This window comes from Methylobacterium sp. C33D (assembly GCF_053345825.1).
On record NZ_JBKFAV010000025.1, the window covers coordinates 41,943 to 65,751 of the forward strand.

At 73.1% G+C, this 23,809-nt stretch carries 22 protein-coding genes; 7 read left to right on the plus strand and 15 right to left on the minus strand.

The genetic code is table 11. The features are described from left to right. Positions 1-161 precede the first annotated feature (161 nt). Positions 162-1,178 carry an LLM class flavin-dependent oxidoreductase gene (locus ACLBXO_RS20045; RefSeq protein WP_447686445.1) on the minus strand — a complete coding sequence of 339 codons (1,017 nt, stop codon included), beginning with the start codon at positions 1,176-1,178 and terminating at the stop codon, positions 162-164. A 226-nt stretch (positions 1,179-1,404) separates the two neighbouring features. Between ACLBXO_RS20045 and ACLBXO_RS20050 the strand changes: the two genes are divergently transcribed. Continuing rightward, complete coding sequence (locus ACLBXO_RS20050) at positions 1,405-2,691, plus strand: hydantoinase/carbamoylase family amidase (RefSeq protein ID WP_447686446.1); 1,287 nt, start codon at positions 1,405-1,407, stop codon at positions 2,689-2,691. An 11-nt stretch (positions 2,692-2,702) separates the two neighbouring features. Here ACLBXO_RS20050 and ACLBXO_RS20055 read toward each other — a convergent pair whose 3' ends face one another. Next, on the minus strand, positions 2,703-4,022 hold the full coding sequence (locus ACLBXO_RS20055; protein ID WP_447686447.1) for a dihydroorotase: 1,320 nt from the start codon (positions 4,020-4,022) through the stop codon (positions 2,703-2,705). Between the two features lie 13 nt (positions 4,023-4,035). Beyond that, entirely contained in the window at positions 4,036-4,716 is a 681-nt protein-coding gene (locus ACLBXO_RS20060; RefSeq protein ID WP_331312628.1) for an aspartate/glutamate racemase family protein, read from the minus strand. Between the two features lie 169 nt (positions 4,717-4,885). Between ACLBXO_RS20060 and ACLBXO_RS20065 the strand changes: the two genes are divergently transcribed. Next, positions 4,886-6,349 (plus strand): amidohydrolase family protein, encoded by a 1,464-nt coding sequence (locus tag ACLBXO_RS20065; RefSeq protein ID WP_447686448.1) that lies wholly within the window; start codon positions 4,886-4,888, stop codon positions 6,347-6,349. A gap of 19 nt (positions 6,350-6,368) precedes the next feature. Here ACLBXO_RS20065 and ACLBXO_RS20070 read toward each other — a convergent pair whose 3' ends face one another. From ACLBXO_RS20070 to ACLBXO_RS20095, 6 genes are all read right to left on the minus strand, one after another. After that, positions 6,369-7,961, minus strand: coding sequence for an ABC transporter substrate-binding protein (locus ACLBXO_RS20070; RefSeq protein WP_447686449.1), 1,593 nt, complete (start codon positions 7,959-7,961; stop codon positions 6,369-6,371). Between the two features lie 181 nt (positions 7,962-8,142). Then, on the minus strand, positions 8,143-9,309 hold the full coding sequence (locus ACLBXO_RS20075) for a M24 family metallopeptidase (protein ID WP_447686450.1): 1,167 nt from the start codon (positions 9,307-9,309) through the stop codon (positions 8,143-8,145). 37 nt (positions 9,310-9,346) lie between these two features. Further along, positions 9,347-10,027, minus strand: coding sequence for a GntR family transcriptional regulator (locus tag ACLBXO_RS20080; protein WP_447686451.1), 681 nt, complete (start codon positions 10,025-10,027; stop codon positions 9,347-9,349). A gap of 68 nt (positions 10,028-10,095) precedes the next feature. Then, positions 10,096-10,905: a transporter substrate-binding domain-containing protein gene (locus tag ACLBXO_RS20085; protein WP_447686487.1), complete on the minus strand. Its 810-nt coding sequence runs from the start codon at positions 10,903-10,905 to the stop codon at positions 10,096-10,098. 63 nt (positions 10,906-10,968) lie between these two features. Continuing rightward, positions 10,969-11,652 (minus strand): amino acid ABC transporter permease, encoded by a 684-nt coding sequence (locus tag ACLBXO_RS20090; RefSeq protein WP_331312229.1) that lies wholly within the window; start codon positions 11,650-11,652, stop codon positions 10,969-10,971. Between the two features lie 34 nt (positions 11,653-11,686). Continuing rightward, positions 11,687-12,493 carry an amino acid ABC transporter ATP-binding protein gene (locus tag ACLBXO_RS20095; RefSeq protein WP_447686452.1) on the minus strand — a complete coding sequence of 269 codons (807 nt, stop codon included), beginning with the start codon at positions 12,491-12,493 and terminating at the stop codon, positions 11,687-11,689. 431 nt (positions 12,494-12,924) lie between these two features. Here ACLBXO_RS20095 and ACLBXO_RS20100 point away from each other — a divergent pair, with 431 nt between their 5' ends. Genes ACLBXO_RS20100 through ACLBXO_RS20120 form a run of 5 tightly spaced genes read left to right on the plus strand, consistent with a single transcriptional unit; the run spans position 12,925 to position 17,187 of the window. Beyond that, positions 12,925-14,181 carry a Zn-dependent hydrolase gene (locus tag ACLBXO_RS20100; RefSeq protein WP_447686453.1) on the plus strand — a complete coding sequence of 419 codons (1,257 nt, stop codon included), beginning with the start codon at positions 12,925-12,927 and terminating at the stop codon, positions 14,179-14,181. Positions 14,182-14,207: 26 nt separating this feature from the next. Further along, on the plus strand, positions 14,208-14,981 hold the full coding sequence (locus ACLBXO_RS20105) for a LamB/YcsF family protein (protein ID WP_331312232.1): 774 nt from the start codon (positions 14,208-14,210) through the stop codon (positions 14,979-14,981). After that, positions 14,974-15,708 carry a 5-oxoprolinase subunit PxpB gene (gene pxpB / locus ACLBXO_RS20110; protein ID WP_447686454.1) on the plus strand — a complete coding sequence of 245 codons (735 nt, stop codon included), beginning with the start codon at positions 14,974-14,976 and terminating at the stop codon, positions 15,706-15,708. The genes ACLBXO_RS20105 and pxpB overlap by 8 nt, the downstream gene beginning before the upstream one ends. Next, a complete protein-coding gene (locus ACLBXO_RS20115) occupies positions 15,701-16,735 on the plus strand; it encodes a 5-oxoprolinase subunit C family protein (protein WP_447686455.1) in 1,035 nt (344 codons plus the stop codon). The genes pxpB and ACLBXO_RS20115 overlap by 8 nt, the downstream gene beginning before the upstream one ends. A 38-nt stretch (positions 16,736-16,773) precedes the next feature. Then, positions 16,774-17,187, plus strand: coding sequence for a VOC family protein (locus ACLBXO_RS20120; RefSeq protein ID WP_331312235.1), 414 nt, complete (start codon positions 16,774-16,776; stop codon positions 17,185-17,187). Positions 17,188-17,235: 48 nt separating this feature from the next. On the opposite strand, the gene ACLBXO_RS20125 is transcribed toward ACLBXO_RS20120, so the two are convergent. The 6 genes from ACLBXO_RS20125 to ACLBXO_RS20150 form a co-directional block, all read right to left on the minus strand. Continuing rightward, complete coding sequence (locus tag ACLBXO_RS20125; protein ID WP_447686456.1) at positions 17,236-18,831, minus strand: ABC transporter substrate-binding protein; 1,596 nt, start codon at positions 18,829-18,831, stop codon at positions 17,236-17,238. Between the two features lie 5 nt (positions 18,832-18,836). Beyond that, the gene (locus ACLBXO_RS20130) at positions 18,837-20,489 is read right to left on the minus strand and encodes a class I adenylate-forming enzyme family protein (RefSeq protein ID WP_447686457.1); all 1,653 of its coding nucleotides are present in this window, start codon (positions 20,487-20,489) and stop codon (positions 18,837-18,839) included. Continuing rightward, complete coding sequence (locus tag ACLBXO_RS20135; protein ID WP_447686458.1) at positions 20,486-21,298, minus strand: VOC family protein; 813 nt, start codon at positions 21,296-21,298, stop codon at positions 20,486-20,488. The genes ACLBXO_RS20130 and ACLBXO_RS20135 overlap by 4 nt, the downstream gene beginning before the upstream one ends. Continuing rightward, a complete protein-coding gene (locus ACLBXO_RS20140) occupies positions 21,295-21,714 on the minus strand; it encodes a PaaI family thioesterase (protein WP_447686459.1) in 420 nt (139 codons plus the stop codon). The genes ACLBXO_RS20135 and ACLBXO_RS20140 overlap by 4 nt, the downstream gene beginning before the upstream one ends. A 61-nt stretch (positions 21,715-21,775) precedes the next feature. After that, positions 21,776-22,792 carry a quinone oxidoreductase family protein gene (locus ACLBXO_RS20145; RefSeq protein WP_447686460.1) on the minus strand — a complete coding sequence of 339 codons (1,017 nt, stop codon included), beginning with the start codon at positions 22,790-22,792 and terminating at the stop codon, positions 21,776-21,778. Between the two features lie 33 nt (positions 22,793-22,825). Further along, a complete protein-coding gene (locus ACLBXO_RS20150) occupies positions 22,826-23,806 on the minus strand; it encodes an ABC transporter substrate-binding protein (RefSeq protein ID WP_331312240.1) in 981 nt (326 codons plus the stop codon). Between the last annotated feature and the right edge of the window lie 3 nt (positions 23,807-23,809).

Consider the following 23,809-nt stretch of genomic DNA (forward strand, 5'->3'; position numbering starts at 1 on the left):
CCCGGGAACCCCTTCAGGCACGGGACTTGGGTGCGCCGGCGCCGCTCGCCGGGCCGACGGGGAGGCTACCGCACGCTCGCGGCGATGGGTAGGCTGACGGGCCGGGGACGGGCCTGGCCCGCGCCCGTCTCGCGCCGCGACGGCCCGGTCCGCAGGGCGGCTCAGCGCCACCCGAGCGCGGGTGCCACGTGCGTGAGCAGGCTCTCGATGAGGTGGGCGTTGTAGGCGACGCCGAGCTGGTTCGGGACCGTCAGCAGCAGGGTGTCGGCCTCCGCGATGGCCGCGTCGTCGCGCAGCTCGTCGATCAGCCGGTCCGGCTCCGCGGCGTAGGAGCGGCCGAACACCGCCCGCATGTTGTCGATGATGCCGACTTGGTCGCTGCTCGCGCCGCGCCCGAAATAGGCGCGGTCGCGGTCGTTCACGAGCGCGAAGATCGAGCGCGAGACCGAGACTCGCGGGGCGCGGGCGTGCCCCGCCTCCTGCCACGCCTGCCGGTAGCGGCGGATCTGCCGGGCCTGCTGGACGTGGAACGGCTCGCCGGTCTCGTCCGCCTTCAGGGTCGAGCTCTGCAGGTTCATGCCCTGCCGCGCCGCCCAGATCGCGGTGGCGTCGGAGGCCGATCCCCACCAGATCCGGTCCCGCAGCCCCTCGGAATGCGGCTCCAGGCGCAGGAGCCCCGGCGGGTTGGCGAACATCGGCCGCGGGTTGGGCTCGGCGAACCCCGTTCCCTTCAGGAGATCGAGGAAGGTCTCCGCGTGCCGGCGCCCCATATCGGCGTCCGTCTCCCCCTCGCCCGGGGCGAAGCCGAAATGCCGCCAGCCGTCGATGACCTGCTCGGGAGAGCCCCGGCTGAGCCCGAGCTGCAGGCGTCCGCCCGCGATGAGGTCCGCCGCGCCGGCATTCTCCACCATGGAGAACGGGTTCTCGTAGCGCATGTCGATGACGCCGGTGCCGATCTCGATGCGCTTCGTCCGGGCGCCGACCGCCGCCAGCAGCGGGAAGGGCGAGGCGAGCTGGCGCGCGAAATGGTGGACCCGGAAATACGCGCCGTCCGCCCCGAGCTCCTCCGCGGCGACCGCGAGGTCGATCGACTGGAGGAGTGTGTCGGCCGCACTGCGCGTCGCCGACCCGCCGGCCGGCGACCAGTGCCCGAAGGACAGGAACCCGATCGTCTTCATCCGCAGAACCCCTGCCCGCCCGCCTGCCGGGACCGGCGATAGCCGCCGGGGCCCTGTCGGACAACGATCCCGCGCCGCGGGGCTGACCCGCGCGGCTGGCCGCGCGGCCGGCGATCCGGCAGACTCGGTCTCGGTGACGGGGCCCGGTGTTCCGGCGGGCCGGCACGGAAGTGGCAGGGGCACCGGCGGGCCCGACTTGGAAACCCGCGCCCGGGGAGGCGTCGTGATGAACCGCGTATCCGCCATCGAGGCCGCCGTGCGCGCGCAGCGCGGCCGGGTCGAGGCCCTGTTCGCCGAGCTGGCCTGGTGCGGCCGGACGGAGCCCGGGTTCACCCGGCCCTCCTACAGCCCGGAGGAGACCGCGGCGCACGCGGCGGTGGCGCGCTGCGCGGCGGATCTCGGCCTCGCGATCGGCCGGGACGCCGCCGCCAACACCGCGATGACGCTGCCCGGGCGGGACCGGACCCTGCCGCCGATCCTGATCGGCTCCCACCTCGACACCGTGGCCCAGGGCGGCAACTTCGACGGGGCCGCCGGCGTCGTGGCCGGGCTCGCCGCCGTCGCGGCCATCCGCCGGCTCGGTCTGGAGCCGGAGCGGGACATCACCGTCCTGGGCATCCGCGCCGAGGAGAGCGTCTGGTTCCAGGTCTCGTACATCGGGAGCCGCGCGGCGCTCGGAGCCCTGCCGGACGGGGCGCTCGACGCGGCCCGGATCGACACCGGCCTCAGCCTCGCCGCCCACATCGCCCGGGAGGGCGGCGACCCGGACGCGCTCACCCGCGGACCGGCGGCCCTCGACGCCGCCGCGATCCACGCCTTCCTGGAGGTGCATATCGAGCAGGCGCCGAGCCTGGAGGAAGCCGGGATCCCGGTCGGGCTGTGCACCGGGATCCCCGGTAACGTCCGCTATCCCGACGTCCGCATCGCCGGCCGCTACGACCATGTCGGGACGCCGCGCCGCTTCCGGCGCGACGCGGCCATGGCCGGGGCCGAGATCGCCCTGGCTCTGGACCGGGTCTGGGCGGAGCGCGAGGCGGCCGGCTGCCCGATGGCCGTGACCTTCGGCCGGTTCCACACCGACGCCGCGGCGCACGGCCTGACGACGGTCCCGGGCGAGTTCCGGTTCAGCCTCGACATGCGGGCCTACGCGGCCGAGGTGCTGGCGGAACTGGAGGCGGCGTTCCTGGCGGCCGTCGCGGAGGTGTCGGCGCGCCGCGCCGTGACGGTGACGCTGGGCCCGCGCGCCGAGGCGGGCGTCGGCGCCGTCGCGCCGCGGATCCGCGACGGGTTCGCGGCGGCCGCGGACGCGCTCGGCATCGCGACCCGGCCCCTCGGCAGCCCGGCCTCCCACGACGCCGCCGCCTTCGCCAAGGCCGGCGTGCCGATGGCCATGCTGTTCGTGCGCAACGCCAACGGCAGCCACAATCCCCGAGAAGCCATGGCGATCGACGACCTGCTCGATGCCGTGGCGATCCTCACGGCGTGGCTCGTGGCGGAGACCTGCACCGCCTGACGGGCGCCCCGTCAGGCGGCGAAGCGCGCGAGGCGGCCGACGGGCTCGCCCAGCACCGCGTCGTCGCGCATGACGGGGATCCCGCGCACGATGGTGGCGACGGGCCAGCCGGTGACGTCGACGCCCGCGAAGGGCGTCCAGCCGCAGGGCGACACGATCCAGGATTCCTCGATCCTGCGGCGGGCCTTCAGGTCCACCAGCGTGAAGTCCGCGTCGTAACCGGCGGCGATGCGGCCCTTGCCGAGGAGCCCGTAGACGCGGGCCGGCCCGGCCGCCATCAGGTCGACGAGGCGGGCGAGGGACAGCCGCCCCGCCGCGACGTGGTCGAGCATCACCGGCACCAGCGTCTGGACCCCGGTGAGGCCGGCCGGGCAGTCCGGCCAGGGCTGCGCCTTGGCCGCCCGCGCGTGGGGCGCGTGGTCGCTGCCGACCGTGTCGACGGTGCCGTCGCAAAGGGCCGCCCAGGCGGCCGCCCGGTGGCGCGCGTCGCGGATCGGCGGGTTCATCACGCCGAGGCCGCCCAGCGTGTCGTAGCAGTCCGGCGCCACCTGGGTCAGGTGATTGACCAGCACCTCGACGGTGGCGACGTCGCGGAAGTCGCGCAGGTAGGCGAGTTCCTCGGCGGTCGAGACGTGCAGGATGTGGGTCGCCCGGCCGGTCTTGCGGGCGAGGGCCATGAGCCGCCGCGTCCCCAGGAAGGCGCATTCCGGATCGCGCCATTCCATGTGGGTCCGGTAGGGTTGGCCCCGGCTGAACAGCGGCCTGCGCGCCTGGAGCCGGTACTCGTCCTCGCTGTGGAACGCCATGCGCCGGTGGCCGGCGCGCATCGCCCGCTCGAGATGCGCGTCGTCCTCGATCATCAGCGCCGCCGTGGAGCTGCCGGCGAAGACCTTGACGGCGCAGACCCCGGCCTCGCGCTCCAGGGCAGCGAGCGCGTCGATGTTGGTCTTGGTCCCGGCCACGTAGAGGCCGATGTCGCACCAGCTGCGGCCCGCGACGTAGTCGCGCTTCCAGGCGACGCGCCCGGCATCGGCGATCGGCGGGACGGTGTTGGGCATGTCGAACAGCGTGGCGATCCCGCCGAGGATCGCGGCGCGCGTGCCGGTCTCGATCGTCTCCACCGCCGGGTCGCCGGGATCGCGCAGGTGGACGTGGCTGTCGATCAGGCCGGGCAGGACGTGCAGGCCCGCGGCGTCGATCACCGCCTCCCCGGTCGCACCGGCCGGCACCCCGAGGGCCGCGATGCGCCCGTCGCGGACCCCGACATCCACCGCGTCGGAGCCCCAGGGCGTCACGCAGGTGCCGCCGCGGATCAGGAGGTCGTAGTGCATGACCGTTTCCTTCTCACGGGGCCGCCCGGAGCAGCACGGCCCCGAGGGCCGCGGCGGCCGCCTGCTGGCAGGGCTCAATGACGGGGCACCCGATCGCGGCCTCCACGGCGCCCCGGTGGCGCGCCATGCCGGCGCAGCCGAGCACGACCACGTCGGCGCCGTCGCGCTCGACCAGGGTCCGACCGGCGGCGATCAGGCGCGGGCCCATCGCGGCGTCGGCCGTCTCGGAGGCCCGCGCCTCCACGGGCCGGCTTCCGGCGTAGCGATCCGCGAGTCCCATCTGCCGCACCGCACGGCGCTGCCGCCGGACGCTGCCCTCCGACAGCGCCACGATGCCGAAGCGCTCCCCGAGCGTCAGGGCCCGCAGGATCCCCCACTCGGCGATGCCCATCACCGGGCGACCGCTTGCCGCCTCCCGGACCGCGTGCAGGCCCGGATCGCTGAAGCAGGCGATGACGAAGGCGTCGGACGGATCGTCCGCCACGCGCCGCACGAGCGGCATCACCACGGAGTCCGCGTCCTGCTGGGTCGCGATGCTCTCCGGGCCCTCCGGCAGGTCGGTCACCGCCAGGATGGGGCCGCCCGGCAGGCGCAGCGGTGCCAGGGCGTCGTCGATGGCGGCCGTCACCGCCCGGGACGCGTTCGGGTTGATGACGAGGATGCGCGGGGGCGCGGTGGTATCGCCAGGCTGCACGGCGCCTTCCCTCTGAATACCGTTCGACCCGGACCGACCCCGGTGCCGCGACGTCGACCGACCCATCGTGACCGCGGATGGGGCCAAGCGAAACCCGGGCCGGAGGGCCGCCGATCCGACCGGGAGGCACCGTTCTTGCCCGCCCGCCGACGCAAGGGAGAAGTGACCGATGCACGACGAAGCTCCGGACGCCACCGCCGTCACCCTGGTGAAGGGGGCCCGGTGGGTCGTCGCCTGGGATCCGGACAGCGGCGGTCACGTCTACCGCACCGGTGCCGACATCGCCTTCGCGGACGGCGCTCTCATCCATGTCGGGCCGGGCTACGCGGGTCCCGAGCCGGCCCGGACCGTCGACGCCTCGGGCTGCATGGTCATGCCCGGGCTCGTCGACATCCACACGCACCTGTTCTCGGAGCCGATGAACAAGGGCATGTGGGACGAGGTCGGCAGCCAGCGGCTCTACAACACCTCGCTCTACGAGTATCTCCCGATCCTGCGACCCGACGCCGAGGGGACGCGGGCCGCCTACGGGGTGGCCCTGGCGGAGCTCGCCCTGTCGGGCGTCACCACCGTCTGCGACCTCGCCCTGCCGAGCGAGGGCTGGCTCGATCTCCTCGGTGCCTCGGGCCTGCGCGTCTGCATCGCCCCGATGTTCCGCTCGGGTCGCTGGCTCACCCGCAACGGCCACAGCGTCGAGTACGAATGGGACGCGGCGGCGGGCCAGCGCGGCCTGGAGCAGGCGCTCGCCGAGATCGCGGCGGCGGAGGGGCACCCGAGCGGCCGCCTCTCCGGCATGCTCTGTCCGGCGCAGGTCGACACCTGCACGGCGGAGCTGCTGCGGGACGCCCACGCCGAGGCGGTCGCGCGCGACCTGCGCTTCCACACCCACGCGGCGCAGTCCCTGTCGGAGTTCCACGAGATCACCCGCCGCACCGGGATGACGCCGATCGAGTGGCTCGACGATCTCGGCGTGCTCACCGAGCGGACCATCGTGGGCCACGGGATCTTCCTCGACGACCATCCCTGGACCCACTGGCACAGCCCGGGCTCGGACTTGCGCCGGCTGGCCGAGCGCGGCGCCACGGTCGCCCATTGCCCGACGGTCTTCGCCCGCCGGGGCATCGCACTCCACCATTTCGGGCGCTACCTGCAGGCCGGCGTCAACATGGGCATCGGCACCGACGTCTACCCGCACAACATGCTCGACGAGATGCGCCTCGTCTCGTACCTCGCCCGGGTCGTGGCCGAGAGCCCGCGCGATACCCGCGCGGCGGACGTGTTCCACGCCGCCACGGTGGGGGGCGCCAGGGCGCTCGGGCGCACCGACATCGGGCGGCTCGCGCCGGGCTGCAAGGCCGACTTCGTCCTCGTCGACTGCGCCCACCCGGCCATGCGCCCGTGCCGCGATCCCGTGCAGTCGCTCATCTACTCGGCCGGCGACCGCGCGGTCCGGCAGGTCTTCGTCGGCGGCCGTGAGATCGTGCGCGACGGCCGCGCCCTCACCATCGACTACGCCGCCGCCGCGGCGGCGCTGGAGGAGGCGCAGGGCCGCGCCCTGGCGCAGATCCGGCAGCTCGACTGGGCCGGGCGCGGCCCCGACGCGATCGCGCCGCCGACCTTCCCGGGGCTGTGAGGTCCCCGCGTCGTGATCCTCAGGCGGGCCGGACGTTCCAGAAGGTCGGGAACCCGTCGAGGATCCCGGTGAGGCGGGAGCGGTAGGCGGTCGGCTGCAGGTACTGGCCCAGCGGGTAGTAGGGCACGTCCTGCATCGCCTGGAGCTGGATGTCCCGGCACAGGGCGGCGCGCGTCGCCTCGTCCGGGGCGGTGAGCCACGCGTCGCGCAGGGACTCGATCCGCGGGGTCGTGGCCCAGCCGGCGTAGCCGGTCTCGCCGGTGCCGCGCAGGGCGATGTAGCCCGCGGGGTTGAGCCAATCCATGCCGGACCAGTTGGTGACGAAGGCGCTCCAGCCGCCCTCGGAGACCGGCCCCTTGCGGTTGCGCCGCTGCAGCATCGCGTTGAACTCGACCGCGTAGACCTCCACCGTCATGCCGACGCGCTGCAGCAGGTCGGCCGCGACCTGGCCGAGCGCCAGCAGCGGCGCAGAGTTCGACGGCACCATCAGCAGCACGGTCTCGCCGTTGTAGCCGGCCGCCTTGAGATCGGCGCGCACCCGCGCCGGATCGCGCGGACGTGTGAGCGGCTCCAGCCCGTCCGTCGAGGCCATCGGCGTGCCCGGGCAGAAGAAGCCGAGGGGCACGTGGAACAGGCCGGGATCCTCGGCGCCGACGATCCCCTGCATGCAGGCGGTCTGGTCGATCCCGCCCCAGAGCGCCCGCCGGATCGCCGGGTTGCTGAAGGGCGGCTGCAGGTGATTGACCCGCAGCATGGTCACGTAGCCGGTCGGGTCGAGGACGCGGGTGCTCACGCCCTTGGCGGCGTGCAGGAGCCCGAGCTGGTCGTGCGAGGCGTATTCCTGCCAGTCCGCCTCGCCGGCGATCAGCGCGGAGGTCGCCGTCGCGGTGTCGCCGATCACGCGCCACTCCACCCGGTCGAAGTGGACGACCTTCGGACCCGAGGTCCAGGTCGGCGGGCCGTTCGGGCGCGGCACGTAGCCCTCGAAGCGCGTGTAGACGACCCGGTCGCCGGGTACCCGCTCGTCCGCCTTGAAGCGGAACGGGCCCGAGCCGATGAGCTCCGGCACCTGCTGGAACGGGTCGGTGGCGGCGAGGCGCTCCGGCATCATGGCGCAGACCGGGACGGACGCCTTGCCCAGCGCGATCGGCAGCAGCGGGAACGGGCGCTTCAGGCGGAACCGGATCGTGCGGTCGTCGGGCGCGGCGAGCTCGTCGGTCGCGTCCATCAGGGAGCCGCCGAACGGGTCGCGCTTCGCCCAGCGCCGGAGGGAGGCGACGCAGTCGCGGGCCAGCACCGGCGTCCCGTCGTGGAAGCGCAGGCCCTCGCGCAGGGTCAGGTCCCAGCGGCGCCCGTCGGCCTCGACCCGGTGGCCCTCGACCATCTGCGGCGTGGCGCGATAGGCGCCGTCCATGCCGTAGAGGGTGTCGAAGACCATGTAGCCGTGGTTGCGGGTGATGTACGCGAAGGTCGTCACCGGATCGAGGGTGACCAGATCCTGCTGCGGGATGAAGCGCAGGGTCCGGGCGGCCTCCGCGCGGACGAGGGCCGGCGTCGCGACGGCGCCGGCGACCAGGGCGCCGGCTCCCTGCAACAGCCTGCGTCGCTTCATCCGAGACCTCCCGCTCCGCTCCAGCACCGCGCGACGGCGGGCCGGGCCCCCGCGAGGAGCCCGGCAAGGTATCGCTTGCAGGAACGGGGCCGGCTCCCGCTCGGGGCCGCCGGGCGGGCCGGGTCCGCGGACGCGGTCGGGGTGGCCCGTCGGTCCAACTCCGGCTTGTGAAAGCGACGCCTCACCGCAGCGACAGGGTGCGCGGCAGGTCGGACAGGGGCTCGACCCCGCTGGCGGTGACGATGACGGTTTCGGAGGCGCCGACCGTCCAGGCGCCGTAGCGGCGGAGGGTGGCCGGCAGGTGGAAGACCATGCCGGGCTCGATCGGCCGGTCCTGTCCGGTGAAGAGCGAGAGCAGGGCGCCCTCCCCCCAGTCCGGGGCGAAGGCGATGCCCATCGAGTAGCCGATCCGCTTGCGGAAGGCCGGGCCGTAGCCCGCCGCGTCGATGACGGCCTGCGCCGCCGCGTGCGGGGCGGCGCAGGGATGGCCGGGGCGGATCGCGGCGAGCGCCGCGTCGAGGGCGCGCAGGGCGCAGTCCATCATCCGCGACGCCTCGACCGGCGGCGGGCCGATCCAGACGCTGCGCATCAGCGCCGCGTGGTAGCGGGCGTGGCTGCCGGCGAGCTCGAGGAAGACCGCGTCGCCCGGCTCCAGCCGGCGCCGCCGCCACGTCATGTGCGGCAGACCGCTGCGCGGTCCCGACGCGACCAGGGGCTCCATCGCCATGGCCTCGGACCCGGCGGCCGTCGCCGCGGCCAGCATGGCGGCCGCGACGGCGTTCTCGTCGGTGCCCGCCGCGCAGGCGTCGAGCCCCGCGGCGAGTCCGGCCTGCGCGTACCGGGCTGCGGCCCGGATCGCCGCGAGTTCGGCCGCCGACTTCACCGCCCGCAAGGGGGCGAGCAGGCCGGAGCCGTCGGGCAGCGGGCCGCATCCGAGGGCCGCCTCGATCCGCGCCGCGAGCGCCGGGGCGACGAACCAGCCGTCCCGCTCCAGGGCGGGCCGGGCGAGCCCGCGCCCGCGTACGAGCGCGGCCAGGACCTCGGCGGGGTCGGCGCCGTCCGGATAGGCCCGGATGTCGTCGAGCCACGTGTTGGCGGCCGCCCCCGGCAGTTCGAGCTGCCGGACCAGGAGGGCCGGGTCGCCCTCGGCCGGCACGAGGAGCGCCTGGAAGGCGAAGTAGCCCGCCGTCTGGCGGCCGGTCAGCCAGTAGATCGTCTCCGGGCCGGTCACCACGAGGGCGTCGTGGCCGGCGGCCGCGATGGCGGTCCGGGCCGCCGCCTGCCGGGCGGCGAACTCCGCCTCCGGGAAGGCCGCCTCGCGGCCGCGCAGGTGGGTGAATTCGTGCATCGCGCCGCCCTCGCCCCGGATCCCGGCCAGACTCCGCTCAGACTTCGCTCAGCCGCCGGATGATGCCCTGCTTGAAATTCTCGAGATGGGCCGCGATGGCGTCCGCCGCGGCCGCCGCGTCCCGGGCCCGCAGGGCGGCCACCACGGCGAGGTGCTCGCGATGGACCGCCTCGAACCGCTCGGGCATCCGGCTCAGGTTGAACATCTGGGTCTTGAGCCGCAGGTCCTTGATCGTCTTGGCGAGGATCGCGTTGTGGCTGTGGTCGGCGATCAGGTCGTGGAAGCGCCGGTCGACCTCCCAGTTGCCCGGAGCGTCCGGGTCGCCCGCCGCCAGGAGCGCCTCCATCTGCCGCTGCAGGTCCGCCAGCACCGCGTCGGCGATCCGGCCGGTGGCCAGCGCGACGCTCTCCCGCTCGAGCAGGCGGCGGACATGCAGGATCTCGATCAGCTCGCGCAGGGAGAATTCCTTGACCACGAGCATCCCGCCGGGCTGCCGCTCGATCAGCCCCTCGGTCTCCAGCCGCGACATCGCCTCGCGGGTCGGGGTCCGGGAGATGTCGAGCATCTCGGCGAGGCGGCGCTCGTGCAGCACGGTGCCGGCCGGAAGGTCGCGGCGGACGAGCATGTCCAGCAGCCGGTCGTAGGCCATCTGGCCCAGGCTCTGCTCGCGCCGGGCACTGAGCGCCGTCGTGTACGACGATGCGTCGAGGTTCTTCATGGCGTCCTCCCGGGGCGGCCGCCCGGGCCGCCCCCATTTTCTCGTTCTCCGGCGTCCGCCGCAGCCGCCTACATGGCGGGCGTGTGGATCGGCGCCTTCGGGGCCGGGTCATAGCCGATCAGCGGCGTGACGAGCTTGGCGTAGGTACCGTCCGCGACCATCTCGGCGAGGGCCTTGTTGACGGCCGCGTGCAGGTTCGGCTTGCCCTTCTTGATGGCGAAGCCCTTCTGGACCGTGCTCAGCGGGGTCTCGATCATCACCAGGGGCAGCTTGCGCGCCTGGATGGCGTAATTGCCGGCCACCGCGTCGTTGATCACCGCGTCGATGTTGCCGCCGACGAGATCCTGCATGGCGTCCGCGGCGGTCTTGTAGCTCTTCAGGGTGGCACCGTGCTCCTCGGCGAGCTTGCCGAAGGTCGAGGCCGAGAGGGCCCCGACGTTGCGGCCCTTAAGATCCTCCGGCCCCTTGATGCCGGTATCCTTGCGGGTGACGATCCGCGCGCCGGATTCGAGCCAGCCGTCCGCGAAGGCGACCTGCTTCTGCCGGGTCGGAGTGATGTCCATCGACTCGCTGGTGATGTCGTACTGATCGGCCATCAGGCCGACCAGCAGGGCGTCGAACTTGATGTTGACCGGGCTGTACGCGAGCCCGATCCGCCGGCAGACCTCGCGCATCACCCGGACCTCCAGGCCGTCGAGCTCGCCGCTCGGCGTGCGCATGCTGAAGGGCGCGAAAGTGCTGTCCGTCGCCACGATCAGCTTGCCGGGCTCGATCAGCTCCAGCTTGCCCTCGGCCGCGCGGGTCGCGGGGGCGGCGAGGAGCCCGGTGCCGAGGCTGGCGCAGAGGGCGGCGAGGGCGAGGACGTGGCGGCGGTTCATGGTCATCTCCGGTCTCGGGACGGGGCTGAAGGGGTCGGCCGCGGCCCGTCCCGCGGCGGGGGCTCAGGAGAGGCGGGCGTAGCGCCGCTCGAAATAGGCGGAGAGCTGCGACAGGATCGACGTGAGGCCGAGGTAGATCAGCGCCGCCGCGATGTAGAAGTCGAATGGCCGGAAGGTCGTGGCGATCATGAGCTGCGCGTAGAGCGTCAGCTCCACGACCGTGATCGTCGACAGGAGCGAGGTGTTCTTGACCGCCGAGATCGCCTCGTTGGTCAGCGACGGCAGGATCATGCGGAAGACCTGCGGCAGGACGATCCGCACCATCATGATCCGCGGGCTCATGCCCAGCGCGAGCGCCGACTCGATCTGGCCCCGGGGAATCGCCGCGAGGCCGGCCCGGATGGTCTCGGCCACGTAGGCCCCGCTGCTGACGCCCAGCGCGATGATGCCGGCCGTGATCGGCGAGAGCTTCACCCCGATCTGCGGCATGCCGAAATACACGATGAAGACCTGGATCAGGGTCGGCGTGCCGCGGATGAACCAGACGTAGAAGCTGGCCAGCGCCCGGAACGGCGCGAAGGACGAGCGCTTGCCCAGCGCGCCGAGCAGGCCGCAGACCCAGCTCACCAGGATGCTCGCCACCGTGACGCCGAGCACCACCAGGGTCGCCGAGAGGAAGCCGGGGCCGTAGGTGACGACCTCGTCCGAGAGGGTGAGCCACCACTCCTGCAACGCCGTGCCGCTCATCGCCGTCCGATCTCCTCGAGGATGGGTCGGCGGCTCACGCCGTCTGTCCGCTGACGGCGGGCTGATGCAGCACGCGCCGGAGGAATTGGCGCAGCCGCTCGCTCCGGGGCGCGCCGATGATGTCGTCCGGCGGCCCGTCCTCGGCGATCACGCCGCCGTCGAAGAACAGGGTGCGGGTCCCGACATCCCGGGCGAACGCCATCTCGTGGGTGACGAGCAGCATCGTCATCCCGTCTGCCGCGAGGGAACCCATCAGCGCCAGCACCTCGCCGACCAGTTCCGGGTCGAGGGCCGAGGTCACCTCGTCGAACAGCATCACCTTGGGCGCCATCGCCAGGGCGCGCACGATCGCCACGCGCTGCTGCTGCCCGCCGGAGAGCTTCGACGGGTAGGCGTGCCGCTTCTCGTAGAGGCCGATGCGCTGGAGCAGCGCCTCGGCCTCCGCGACCGCCTGTCGGCGCGGCAGCCGGCGCACCCGGATCGGTGCCTCGATGACGTTCTCCAGCACGGTCATGTGCGGCCAGAGATTGTAGCTCTGGAAGACCATGCCGATCCGCGCGCGCAGCTCGCAGAGCTGCTGCGGCGTCGGCTGCCGGCGGGCGCCCTGCTCGTAGTCGAAGGCGAAGCGCTCGAAATCCATGAAGCCGGAGGTCGGCGTCTCCATGAGGTTCAGGCAGCGCAGGAACGTGCTCTTGCCCGAGCCGCTCGCGCCGATGATCGACACGACCTCGCCCTCGTGGATGTCGAGGGAGATGCCCTTCAGGACCTCGTTGGCGCCGTAGCTCTTGTGCAGCTTCCTGATCTTCAGGAGCGGAGGCGCGGCCGTCTCGATCTGAGCCATCGTCGAACCTGATGTGATGCGATCATCTCGCGGATCTTCGCTCGGAACCGCGCGCGAATGCCGTCAATATCTGGCTATGGACTCATAAAATCTCTCGAGGAGGAGATTTTTATTTCAGGTCCGGTGATGTTTTGCGTTGCCAAGACTGGCGCGATGTCTTAGCAAAACCGGTATACCGCCGGCATTCAAGCGGCATTTTTGAGCATGGCTGCCTCCGACATGGTCATCCGCCCCCTGGATCCCGGTATTCCCTTCGCGACAGTGCCGGGCGCGTGCCTCATTGTTCAGCCGCTGGACCGGGTCGGACCGGCGCGTCGGCGGGTTGCGGCCGTGGAATCCCGGGCCGGCACCGGCCGCGGTCCCGCGATCCGCGCCGAATTGGATGCCGGGGATCGGCGACGGTCGGGCGCCGCGCGCAGCGGACGGCCGGCATGACCGGCCTCGCGATCGACCCGAATTTCTGTGCCGGCCTGTTCGCCGAGCTCCTGAGCTTCAGCCAGGACGCCCCCGGCGTGACGCGGGCGGCCTACGGCGCGGGCGAGGAGCGCGCCCACGCCCTGATGCGGGCCACCGGGCAGGCGCTCGGGCTGACCGCCGAGACCGATGCGGCCGGCAACCTGTTCCTGACGATGGCGGGCCGCGACCCGGCGCTGGCGCCCTGGATGGTCGGGTCGCACGTCGACACGGTGCCCCACGGCGGCAATTTCGACGGGGCGGCGGGCGTGATCGGCGGCCTCGCGGCCGTGGGGGCCCTGCGCCGGGCGGGGATCGTGCCGGCGCGTCCCGTGACGGTGGCGGTGTTCCGGGCCGAGGAGAGCGTGTGGTTCCCCGCCTCCTATGTCGGCAGCCGGGCCGCGCTCGGCCTGCTGCCGCCCGAGGTGCTCGATCTCCCCCGCGCCGATACCGGCCGGAGCCTGCGCGACCACATGGCCGAACTCGGCCTGCGGCCGGAGGCGGTGGCCAGGGGCGCGCGGCTCCTCGACCCGGCGCGGATCCACGGCTTCGTGGAGATGCATATCGAGCAGGGTCCGGCGCTGGAGGCGGCCGGGCTCCCGGTCGGCTTCGTCACGGCGATCAGCGGCAGCTTCCGATACCGCAAGGCGGCCTGCTACGGTCGCTACGGCCATTCCGGCGCCGTGGCGCGGGGCGCGCGCAGCGACGCCGTCTTCGCCCTCGCCGACCTGATCACCGGCCTGGACGCGCTCTGGGGCACGCTGGAGGCGGAGGGCTGCCCGGCCACGATCACTCTGGGCGAGGTCGCCACCGACCCGGTCCAGCACGCCTTCGCCAAGATCCCCGGCGAGGTCCGCTTCTGCCTCGACGTGCGCAGCACCGAGCCTGCCGTCCTGGACCGGGTCGAGGCGGCGCTCGCCGAGCGCGTCGCCGCCGTCGAGGACGCCCGCTCGGTGCGCTTCGTGCTGGGGGAGCGCACCGGCAGCACGCCGGCGCGGATGAGCGCCGCGCTGGTCGAGGCCCTGTCGGGCCACGCGCGCCGGCTCGGAATACCGTTCCGCACGATGGCGAGCGGGGCGGGACACGACACCGCGACGCTGGCCGGCCAGGGCGTGCCCAGCACGATGATCTTCGTCCGCAACCAGAACGGCAGCCACAACCCCGACGAGGCGATGCGGATCGCTGATCTGTGCGCGGCCGCGTCCCTGGTGGCCCACCTCGTCGCCGAAGCCTGACCCCGCGCGAAGGAAAGGATGCACCGATGATCGTCGATCTGAACTGCGACATGGGCGAGGGCTTCGGCGTCTACCGCCTGGGCGACGACGCCGAGATGCTGACCGTGGCGACCTCGGCCAACATCGCCTGCGGCTTCCACGCCGGCGACCCGCTGGTGATGCACGAGACCCTGAGCCGCGCCGCCGCGAACGGCGTGCAGGCGGGCGCCCACCCGAGCTTCCTCGACCTCTGGGGTTTCGGCCGGCGGCCGATCCACGGCGAGCGCCCCGCCGACATCGAGAAGGCGGTCCTCTACCAGGTCGGCGCCCTCCTGGCGCTGGCGCAGGATGCCGGCTGCCCCGTGCGCCACGTGAAGACCCACGGGGCGATGGGCAACATGGCCAACGAGGATGCCGATCTCGCCCTGGCGGTGGCCCGGGCGATCCGCACCCTCGACCGCGACCTGATCTTCGTGGTCATGCCGGGCCTGGAGACCGAGCGGGCCGGCGAGACGCTCGGGCTTCCGATCGCGCGCGAGATCTACGCAGACCGCGCCTACGCGGATGACGGCACCCTGGTCTCGCGCAAGCTCCCCGGCGCCGTGCTGCACGATCCCGAAACCGTCTCGGAGCGCGTCGCGCGGATGCTGGAGGACGGGGCGATCACCTGCCTGTCCGGGCGGCGCATCCCGACGCGGATCGACACGGTCTGCGTCCACGGCGACACGCCCGGCGCCGTCGCCATGGCGCGCCGCCTGCGCGACGACTGCGCCGCCAAGGGGATCGCCCTGCGCCCGATGGCCGAGGTGCTCGGTGTCTGAGCCCGGCTACCGGCTCCTGGATTCCGGCGACCGGGCGCTCACGGTGGAACTCGGCCGCGCGGTCGACCCGGCCGTCAACGCGCGGGTCATCGCCCTCGACGCGGCGCTCCGCGGCGCCGGGCGCCCCGGCCTCCTGGAGACCGTGCCGACCTACCGCTCGCTCCTCGTCCTCTACGACCCGGACCTTCTCCCCCGCGCCGACCTCGCCGCCCTGATCGCCGCGCACTGGCCGCCGCCGGACGGGGCGACGGGGTCGCTGCGTCGCTGGCGGGTGCCGGTCCATTACGGCGGCGCGCACGGTGCCGACCTCGCCGAACTCGCCGCCCGGGCCGGGCTCAGCCCCGAGGAGGTGATCGCGCTCCATGCCGGCCGCGACTATCGCGTCTACATGATCGGGTTCGCCCCCGGCTTCGCCTATCTCGGCGGCCTCGATCCCCGGCTCCACGCGAGCCGGCGCACCGATCCCCGGCCCGTGACCCCGGCGGGCAGCGTGTCGATCGGCGGGAACCAGACCGGCGTCTCGCCGCCACTGGAGCTGCCGAGCGGCTGGCAGCTCATCGGCCGCACGCCCGCGCGCTCCTACGATCCGGCCCGGGCCGAGCCGTTCCTGTTCGCGGCCGGCGACCTGATCCGGTTCGAGCCGATCGACCGCGCCGCGTTCGACACCCTCAGCGAGGCCGCCCGCGCCGGCGAGACCGTCGCCACCCTGGAGCGGATCGATGCCTGAGGGCCTGCGCGTGATCGCCCCCGGCGTGGCCTCGACCCTGCAGGATGCCGGGCGGCCCGGCTACCTGCGCTACGGCATCTCGGGGTCGGGCGCGATGGATCCCGACCTTCTGGCCCTGGCCAACGGCCTCGTCGGCAACCCGCTCGACGCCGCGGTGATCGAGATGGCGATGGTCGGTCCGACCCTCGCCTGCGAGACGGAGACCTGCCGCGTCGCCCTCGCCGGCGCGCCCTTCGCGATGAGCCTGAACGGCCGCGCCCTCGACCCGTTCACCGCCCACGACCTGCGGCGGGGCGACCGGCTCGTCCTCGGCGGCCCGCGGCGGGGCCTGCGCGCCTGCCTCGCGGTCGCCGGGGGCTTCGCCGTCGCGCCGATGCTCGGCAGCGTCGCGACGCACACCCGCACCCGCCTCGGCGGCCTCGACGGCCATCCCCTGGCCGCGGGCGACCTGCTGCCCCTCGCCGCGCCCGCGCCCCGCGACCGACCGCTGACCCTGCCGCCGGCCCACCGGCCGACCTTCGGCGGCCCGATCCGGGTGGTTCTCGGGCCGCAGGCCGACAGCTTCACCGCGGACGGCCTGCGGACCTTCCTCTCCGAACCCTACACCCTCACGGCGCGGGCGGACCGGATGGGCTGCCACCTCGACGGGCCGCCGATCGCCCACGCGGACGGCTTCAACATCGTCTCGGACGGGATCGTGAACGGCTCGATCCAGGTGCCCGGCCACGGGCGCCCGCTGATCCTGCTGGCCGACCGCCACACCACCGGCGGCTACCCGAAGATCGCCACCGTGATCTCGGCGGATCTCGGCCGCCTCGCGCAGGTGCGGCCGGGGGAGACGATCCGGTTCGCGGCCGTCGCCGTCGCGGAGGCCCAGGCCATCGCCCGCGCGGCGCGAAGCGCTCTGGCCGCGCGGCTGGCGGCGCTGGTGCCGGCCGGTGGCGGCGATCTCGACAGCGCGTTCCTGCTGTCCTGCAACCTCGTCGGCGGCGTCGTCTCGGCGCGTGCCCCCGATCCGGCGCCCTGACGGCGCCGCACCTCCTCCCAGCCAGCAAGAGACCGTCGATGCTCACGCCATTCCACCTCGCCTACCACGTCACCGACCTCGACGCGGCGCGGCGCTTCTACGGGGGCGTCCTCGGCTGCCGGGAGGGTCGCAGCACCGAGACCTGGGTCGATTTCGACTTCTTCGGCCATCAGCTGTCGCTGCACCTGGGCGAGCCCTTCGCCACCACCCGGAGCGGGACGGTCGGCGACCACACGGTGATGATGCCGCATCTGGGCGTGGTGCTGCCGCTCGACGCCTGGGAGGCGCTCGCCGGGCGCGTCGAGGCGGCCGGCATCGCCTTCGACATCCCGCCGGTCGTCCGCTTCGCCGGCGAGCCCGGCGAGCAGCGCACGATGTTCTTCTTCGACCCGAGCGGCAATCCGATCGAGGTCAAGGGTTTCCGGGATCTGGCCGGCGTCTTCGCCCACTGAGGCGCGCCCGCCGCCGACCGGCGACGGGCGGCCCGGACACGCCGCCCGTCAGGCGCGGCGCGCGTTCCAGAAGACGAACTGGCCGTCGACCACGTCCCGGAGATCGCGCCGGAACGCCGTCCGGTAGAAGTACTGGCCGGTCGGCAGGTAGGGCACGTCGCGCATCGCCAGGGTCTGCATCTTGGCCGCGATCGCCTTGCGCGCCGTCTGGTCAGGCGCCTCGATCCAGGCCTCGCGCAGGCTCTCCAGTTCGGGCAGGTCCGGCCAGCCGAAGAAGCCCTTCGGGCCGCCGCAGCGCAGGACCTGCTCCACGACCGGGTTCGCCATGTCGAGGCCGGTCCAGGTCGTGTTGAAGATGTTCCAGCCGCCCTGGTCGGGGGGCGCCTTGCTGGCGCGGCGCGTGACCAGGGTACCCCAGTCGGACACGACGTACTGCACGTTCATCCCCAGGCGCTGGAGCAGGTCGTGCATGATCTCGCCGAGGGCGCCGAGAACGGGGTTCTCGCTCGTCGACATGAGCACGACGCGCTCGCCCTTGTAGCCGGCCGCCACGAGGTCGCGCTTGGCCTTGGCGAGTTCGCGCGGTCGGGTGAGCACGTCGAGGCCGGCATCGGTGGCCATCGCGGTCCCCGGCGTGAACAGGCCGACATCCTTGCGCCACAGCTTGGGATCGTCGCCGGCCGCCGCCGCCATGAAATCCGCCTGCGACAGGGCCTCGAGGACCACGCGCCGGACCGCGGGCTTGTCGAAGGGCGGATAGAGGTGGTTCATGACGCCGGTGCCGAGATTGCCGAGCGGCGAGGCGAGCTGCGTGGCGATCTCCGGGCTGGCCTGGAGCGTCGGCACGAGATCACTGATCGGGTTCTCCCACCAGTCGACCTCGCCGTTCTGGAGGGCCGCCGCCGCGGTGCCGGGATCCGGCATGACCTGCCACTCGACCCGGTCGAAATGGACGCGCTTCGGCCCCGCCACCCAGGACACGGCGCCGTCCGCCCGGGGCCGGTAATCCGGGTTGCGGTCGTAGACCACGCGGGCCCCGACGAGGCGTTCCTTGGTGTTGAACCGGAACGGGCCGGAGCCGATCACCTCGGGGATCTGCTGGGCCGGGTCGATGGCGGCGAGGCGCTCCGGCATGATGACGAGGACCGGCGGACCGAGCTTCGCCAGGGTCTCCAGCATCAGTCCGTAGGGGCGCTTCAATCGGATGACGAAGGTCCGGTCGTCCGGCGCCTCCAGGGCGTCGGTGCGGGCCATCAGGGCCTGCCCGAGGCTGTCGCGTTGCGCCCAGCGCCGGATCGACGCGATGCAATCGCGGCTCCGCACGGGCTCGCCGTCGTGGAACTTGAGGCCGTCGCGCAGGCGGAAGGTCCAGCGCTTCCCGTCATCCTCGACCGTGTGGCCCTCGACCATCTGCGGCTGTGGCGTGAACTGCGCGTCCAGCCCGTAGAGCTGGTCGAACACCATCAACGCGTGGTTGCGCGTGACGTAGGCCGTGGTGGTCACCGGATCGACGATGGTGAGGTCGGATTGCGGCACGAAGCGAAGGACGCTCGCACGGCCACCCTGGGCCAGGGCCGGCCGGGCCGGCAGGAACGGCGCGGCGGCCGCGGCGGCGGCACCGCCGAGGAAGGTTCGTCGCAGCATGGGGGTCACTCCTGGCGTTCCGGGTCAGGCGGTCGGGGACGGGGGCTTTGGGCGGCGTTCCTCCGGAGGCTGCCTTCTGCGGGCGCGCATTCCGCGGGAACACAACCTGCAAGCGCCGTTCCGCCCGGGCCGGTCTCTCCGGCGCGCACGGTCTCTCCGGCGCGCCGGCGCAGGGCCGCGCGGTCGATCTTGCCGGTCGAGGCGAGCGGCAGCGCCTCGACGAACCAGACCCGGCGCGGATGCTGGTAGGCGGGCGCGTTGGCGAGCACGTGCGCCTTGAGGGCGGCCTCGTCGACCGCGCTGCCCGGCCGGCGGACCACGAAGGCGACGGGCTTGGTGCCCTTGATGGCGTCGTCCACGGGTACCACGCAGGCTTGGAGCACCGCGGGGTGGCGCTCCAGCACCAGCTCGACCTCGCCGGGGAAGATGTTCTCGCCGCCCGAGACGAACATGTCGTCGGTGCGCCCGAGGAAGTAGAAGAACCCGTCCGCGTCGCGGCGGAAGACGTCGCCGGTGTCGTAGAACCCGTCCGCGGTGATCGGTACGGGCACGTCCGGCCGGTTGTGGTAGCCCAGCATGATCGCGGGGCTGCGCATCTGCAGGATTCCGATCTCCGGCGCGTCCGGCCCGACGAGGCGGATCGCGACCTGGCGGTGCGGCGCGCCGACCGACGCGACCGGCGTCGGCCGGCCGTCCGGATGGTCGCCGAACACGACCGGGCCGCCCTCGGTGGTCCCGTAGGCGTTGAGGATGCGGGCGTTCGGCAGGAGGGCGCGGATCTGCCGGGCGAGGGCGTCGTTGACCGGCGCCGAGCCCATCCGCACCGTCCGCACGCCTGTGAGGTCGGCCGCCGCCAGGAGATCCGGCTCCCGCAGCATCATGGCGATCATCGGCGGCACGGCGGTGAGCCACGTGCAGCGGTGCCGGTCGATCGCCGCGATGTAGGCCCGCGCCTCGAATTGCGGCAGCAGCACCATCGTGGCGCCGGCCGCGCAGACGAGGAGCGCCAGTGCCAGCGCGTTCATGTGGTAGAGCGGCGCCGCCACGAGCAGCCGGTCGTCGCGCAGGTCCGTCTCCGCGGCGCGGGTCCGGGCCACCCAGAGGTGGCTGGCATGGCTCAGCCGCACGCCCTTCGGCCGGCCCGTGGATCCGGAGGTGTAGAGGAACAGCGCCGCCTCGTCGGGCTCGGGCACGATCGGCGCGAACGGCCCGGGATCGAGCCAGGCCGCGAAGCCCTCCGGCCCGTCATCGTCGAACTCGGCGACCCGGACGTCGCGGCCGAGCCCCGCCAGCATCGCCCGGCGCGGGCCGTCGCACAGCACGAGCCGCGCGCCGCAATCGGCGAGGACCGTGCTGATCGTGGCCGGCGGGAACTTGTGATTGACCGGGACCGGAACCACCCCGGCCCGCATCGCGCCGAGCAGCGCCGCGATCGTGTCGGGCCGGTTGGCCGCGAGGATCGCGATCCGCGCGCCGCGGGCGATCCCGCCGCGCACGAGGCCGCGCGCGAAGGCGTCGGCCCGGGCGTCGAGGCCGGCGCGGGTAATCACCGCGGGCGCGCCATCGGGGGCGACGCCGATGATCAGCGGACGGTCCGGCGGTCCGGACCGGTCGACGAGGTCGCCGAGATTGGTCGCACCCGTGGCCGCGCGCGTCATGAGGTTGCCCTGCACGGGAGGCGGAGGTCGAAGGCCGGCAGCGTCAGCGTGGCCGCGTGCGGCCCGTGCCGGACCCAGGACGCCCCCGGGAGGGCGCCGGCGCGGGTCTCGAGGGCGTCGAGGTCGCGGAAGCGCAGGGCCAGGGCGGCGAAGCGGGCGTCCGGCCCCGGCACGATCGCGATCCGCGTGTCCCCGAGCCGGATGGTCCAGCCCGTGTCCGCGCCCTCGGCCGGCGCGCCGCAGACCGCCGCATAGAGGGCGGCGTCGGCCTCCTGCGTCGTGCTCTCGATCGTGAGCGCGTCGATCCCCAAAAAGCCGTTCGGATGGTCGAGCCATTCGGGCCGCCAGACGAGATCCGGGGTCAGGTGCTCGCAATGGTAGAGGCGCCCCGCCGGAAACAGTTGGGCCGGCACCCGCACCGTGCGGAACCGGGCCGCCTCCTCGCGGCCGTCGACGGTGACCGGGCGCGAGAAGGCGACGGGCGGTCCGGCCGCCAGACCCAGAGCGGCCAGCCGCGCGTGAGTCGCGTCGGCGTCCCGGCTCGCGACGACGAGCGCGTTCAGGCCGAACGGGCTGTCCAGGACGTCCTGCCGTTGCGGACCGGTCTCGGGCACGCCCACGAGTTCGAGGTACGGGCCCGCCGTCATCATCAGGTGGTTGATGGAGCCGAGCGAGTGGTGGCCTCGGGGCGTCAGGCGGAAGCCGAGGGCGGCGAACAGGTCCTCCGCCTCGTCCATCCGCCGCAGCACGTTGATCACGACGTGGTCGAGGGCCCCGTCGGCCGGGGCGCCGGGGGCCGGCCCCGTCATTTCGCCGGCGCGGTCATGTAGACGCCGCGGCCGCTCGCGAGCAGGCGGCCCGCGTCGTCGAGGATCTGCGCCTCGGCCACCGAGAGCTGGGTGCCGAACTTCACCACCGTGCCGCGGCAGGTGAGATCGCCCTGCATCGCGGCCCGGTGGTAATCGACGCGCAGGTCCACGGTGGGGACGCCGCGGCCGGTCTTGGAGACCAGCGCCCAGTCGGCGGTGAGATCCACGAGCGTCGCCAGGATGCCGCCGTGCACGTAGCCGCGCTCGGCGTTGACGACCCATTCCGGCCGCCACGTCGCCTTCAGCTCGATCGTGCCCTCGCCGACCGAGACGACCGAGAGGCCGAGCCACTGGTGGAACGGGCCGCGCAGCAGCAGCGCCTCGACCTGCTCCTTGCTGAGGGGGGTGTCGGACATGGCTTCGGGATCTCCTCGGGCGGTATTGGGGGGCGGCGACGCGCGATCGACCGGATCGGTCTCAGGGCGTGACGACGATCTTGCCCATGACCTCGCGGTCGCGGATCATCCGCAGGCCCTCGGCGGCCTCTTCCAGGGGCAGGACCTTGTCGATCGTCGGCTTCAGCGTGCCGGCCTGGATCATGTCCATCAGGGCCGACAGGTTGTCGTCGTAGAAGCTGTTCGAGCCGATCACCTTGAGCTCGAAGCTCCAGATGTAGCGGAGATCCTCCTTGGGATCGTGCCCCGCTGTCGCCCCGCAGACGAGCAGCGTGCCGCCGCGCTTCAGGCACTTGAGCGAGGGCACCCAGGTGTCGCCGCCGGTGAAGTTGATCACCACGTCGACGCCGCCCTCGTAGGTCCGGCGCTGCGGCTTGCCGTACTGCTGGATCGCCCACTTGGAGAAGTCGGTCTCGCGGTAGTTGACCACGTGGTCGGCGCCGAGCGCCGTCAGCGCCGCCATCTTCTCCGCGCTGCCCGCGCAGGCGATCACCTCGGCGCCGAGCTGCTTGGCCAGCATCACGCAGCCGGTGCCGACGCCGCCGCTGGCGCCGAGAATCAGGACCCTGTCGCCGGCCTTCACGGTGTTGTGGGTGATCAGCATGCGGTGGGCCGTGCCGTAGGCCACCGGCAGGGAGGCGGCGTCCGCGTAGCTGACGTCCGGCGGCATCGCGATGAGCTGGCCCGTCGAGACGCGGCAATACTCGGCCATGCCGCCGTCGAGCATCTCGCCCATCAGGCCCTTGGCCTTGTTGAGCGGGTTGACCAGCACCCGGTCGCCGACGCGCCACTCCGTGACGCCCGCGCCGAGCTCGACGACCTGTCCGGCCATATCGAGGCCGATCACCACCGGCATCGGCACCTTGATGCCGGGCATGCCCTTCACGGTGAACACGTCGTGGTAGTTGAACGAGGACGCGCCGACGCGGATCAGGACCTCGCCCGGGCCGGGGGACGGCTTCGGATAGTCGTTCACCACCTTCAGCGTGTCGATGTCGCCGTGCGCCTCCAGCACGAGCGCCTTCATGGTCTGAGCCATCGTGGAAACCTTCTTCTGCCAGTCGGAGGAGAGCTACGGGATCGTCTTCGACCGCTCGTAGGGGCCGGGAACCAGGGCCGTGTCCGGCAGGCTGCCCTGAACGGCGCCGACCGCCTTGAACACGTCGAACTCGCGCTTCAGCGAGGCGATGTCGGCGGGCTCCAGGCTGACCGTGTAGATGCCGTCCCAGAGGCCCGCGTAGGCGGCGGCGTCGGCGTCGCTCAGGTTCGCGGCCGCCTTCAGGATCTTGGCCACGCCGGGCTTGTCGGCTCGGCCGAAAGCGAAGGCCTTGCGCATCGCGGCCACGACCTTGGCGGGCGCGTCCGGATTCTGCGTCATCCAGGCGTTGCGCATCAGACCGACGCCGAGGACCGGCGGCGCGTCCTGCCGGGTGAGGCGCTTCCACTCCTCCCGGAAGGTACCGAGCCGGCGCAGCTTCACGTCGGGGAGGAGCGCGAGGGTCACGGTGCGCAGGGCCGCGGCGTCGATGTCCTTCTGGACGAGGAATTGCGCGAGCCGGGAGTCGTTGCCGGGCACGGCCTGGTAATCGGCGGGCTTGAGGCCGTGATTGGTCTCCAGGATCGCCGCCGCGATGGCGGCGGTGCCGCTGCCGGCCGGCGAGGTGCCGATCTTCTTGCCCCTGAGGTCGGCCATCGTCTTGATCGGCGAGTCCTCGAGGACGACGAAGTCGAGGTCGGCCACCTGCGTCGCCAGGACGATGCTCATCGGCAGGCCGTCGGCGGTCACGCTCAGCGCCGTCCCCGCGCTCGCCGCGATCGCGAAATCGATCGCCCCGGCCGCCATGGCCTTGGTCGGCGCGTTCACGTCCGGGAACTTGACGTACTCGGCCGTCAGGCCCTCCTTCTCCATGAACTTGCCGGCCTCCAGCACGGCGCCGAAGCCGAGGCTGATGCCGGAGCTCCAGTAGCCGATGCGCACCGACTCGGCGCGCGCGAGGCCGGGCAGGCCGATCGCGCAGAGCGCGGCGGCGGCGAGGACGCGGATTCGATTCAAGGC